The sequence below is a fragment of the Gordonia jacobaea genome (assembly GCF_001186365.1).
GTDB classification, from domain to species: domain Bacteria; phylum Actinomycetota; class Actinomycetes; order Mycobacteriales; family Mycobacteriaceae; genus Gordonia; species Gordonia jacobaea.
In genome coordinates this window covers 1-2,008 of the sequence record NZ_LDTZ01000041.1, presented here as the reverse complement: position 1 = coordinate 2,008, position 2,008 = coordinate 1, and the positions used below count along the sequence as shown (strand labels likewise).

Below are 2,008 nucleotides of genomic sequence, written 5' to 3'. Positions count from 1 at the left end.
TGTACTGCCCGGAGACGTTGATCAATCGCGAGAAGGGCGGGAGGTTCCCGCAGGCCGTGTGCGGCCGGTGATGGTTGTAGTAGTGCAGCCAGTCGTCCAGCTCGCCCCGTCGTTCGGCTTCGGAGGTGTAGCAGCGGGCGTAAGCCCATCCGTCGGCCAGGGTGCGGAGGAAGCGCTCGATTTTCCCGTTGGTCTGCGGCCTGTAGGGCCGGGTGCGCTTGTGCCGGATACCGAGTTCGGCGCAGGTGTCGCGCCACAGGTGTGAGCGGTACGCGCCGCCGTTGTCGGACAGGACCCGCTCGACGGTGACGCCGCGGGCGTTGAACCACTCGACGGCTCGGACCAGCACGGCGGTGGCAGTGCGGGCGGTTTCGTCGTCGTGGATCTCGGCATAGGCGACGCGGGAGTGGTCGTCGATGACGGTATGGACGGAAGCCATGCCCATCAACGGGTCGTAGTGCTTGTTCTTCGGCTTGTCGGGTGTAGCGGCCCGGTTCTTGTCGCCCTGTCGCCGCCCGACGTAGCGCCATCCTCCGCCGTCGGGAATGTTGCCGAGCTTCTTCACGTCGACGTGCAGCATCGAACCTGGGTGATCGTGCTCGTAACGGCGCACCGGTTCTCCCGTGGCGCGGTCGACGTGCGACAGCCGGTTCAAGTGCACGTCTGTAAGGATGCGGTGGACCGTGGACGGGGCTATCCCAAGTCGGCTGGCCAACTGCACCGGCCCCTCCCGTAGTCGCAGGCGAAGACGGACGCAGCGCCTGGCAGTCTGCTGGTTGGTCTTGTTCGGTGAGTGATGCGGCCTGGATGACCTGTCCTGCATTGGCTCGCCGGTGCGGTAGCGGTCGGCCCAGCGCTTCACCGTGGGCCAGGAGACCTGGAACCTGGCGGCGACCTGGCTGATCGGCCAGCCGTCATCGACGACCAAGCGGCCGACGATCAGGCGGTGGCGAGGGGTGAGAGCGGCGTTCGCGTGGGACATGACGAGGCCTTCCTGGGGGCATGCGCCGCCCAGGAAGGCCAGTTGCCGCCGCGGGCGGCGAGATTGTGTGGGTCAGGGCTCATTGAGATGTGCACGAACTCGTGAGCCGTGGCACATGACGGTGTCGAGGGGTGTTCCCCGGCTCAGGCTCCTGGGTAGGAGTCGAGGTTCCACCAGTGGCCATCGAAGTCAGCGACACATGCGTTGCGCCCTCCGTGGGGGGCGTCGTTGGGCTCCGTGACGGTGGTCGCGCCGTGTGCCAGGGCTGCGGCGAAGAGGCTGTCCACGTCCTCATCACTGGCGACCACCAGGTTGCAGATCCCCGGCCCGTAATGCGGGTCATCGTCCCGAACAGAGCCGAGCATGATGCCCCCGTTGTCACGCCAGGCAAGTTGCGCATGGGCCACCAAGGTCGCGTCATCAGGATCCCGCACGATCATGGCGGTGGTGAAGCCGATGGCTTGGAGGAAGTCGATGCCTCGATCGGCGTTTGTATAGCGCAGGCAGTGGAACAGCTGTGGTGTCGTCATGGCTCTAGCCTCACGCCGGAAGCATGTCGGTGTCTTGAAGCAATGGGAAATCGTCCTTCGACTGGCGCAGCGTCCATCCAGTCATCGACTTCCATTCCCGGGACAGGTGCGGTTGGTCGCTGTAGCCGGCCATCGCCGCGACGTCCGAGGGCTGGGCGCCACGCTGGACCAAGTCTTTGGCATGGGTGAAGCGAGCGATGCGCGCCACCCGACTTGGGCGAGAGACCGGTCTCGAGGTCGAACAGGCTTGAGAGCCGCCGTCTGGACAGGCCAACGTCCTGAGCCAGGCCGGAGATGGGGATCGTGCCTCGGGTCCGATGGATCCGCGCGAGTGCCTCGACCAGGTCTGCGCGCGGTGCATGAGGATGCTGCTCGAGCCTCTTGGTGAGGAATGCCGCCAAGAGGTGGAACCGTCGTGGCCACATTGACTGCCGCAGCTGGTCGAGCAGGTGCCTGGGCCACGAGAGATCATTCACATCAACCATCGAGCCGGCCA

Annotated in this window: 3 protein-coding genes; all 3 read right to left on the bottom strand. The window is 65.7% G+C overall.

Going from position 1 to position 2,008, the window contains the following annotated elements:
* A partial coding sequence (locus ABW18_RS22220) for an IS481 family transposase (protein WP_049701085.1) occupies positions 1-982 on the bottom strand: 982 nt, incomplete at its 3' end.
* A 143-nt stretch (positions 983-1,125) separates the two neighbouring features.
* A complete protein-coding gene (locus ABW18_RS22215; protein ID WP_005180136.1) occupies positions 1,126-1,512 on the bottom strand; it encodes a VOC family protein in 387 nt (128 codons plus the stop codon).
* Between the two features lie 10 nt (positions 1,513-1,522).
* A complete protein-coding gene (locus ABW18_RS23340; RefSeq protein ID WP_235434501.1) occupies positions 1,523-1,720 on the bottom strand; it encodes a hypothetical protein in 198 nt (65 codons plus the stop codon).
* Between the last annotated feature and the right edge of the window lie 288 nt (positions 1,721-2,008).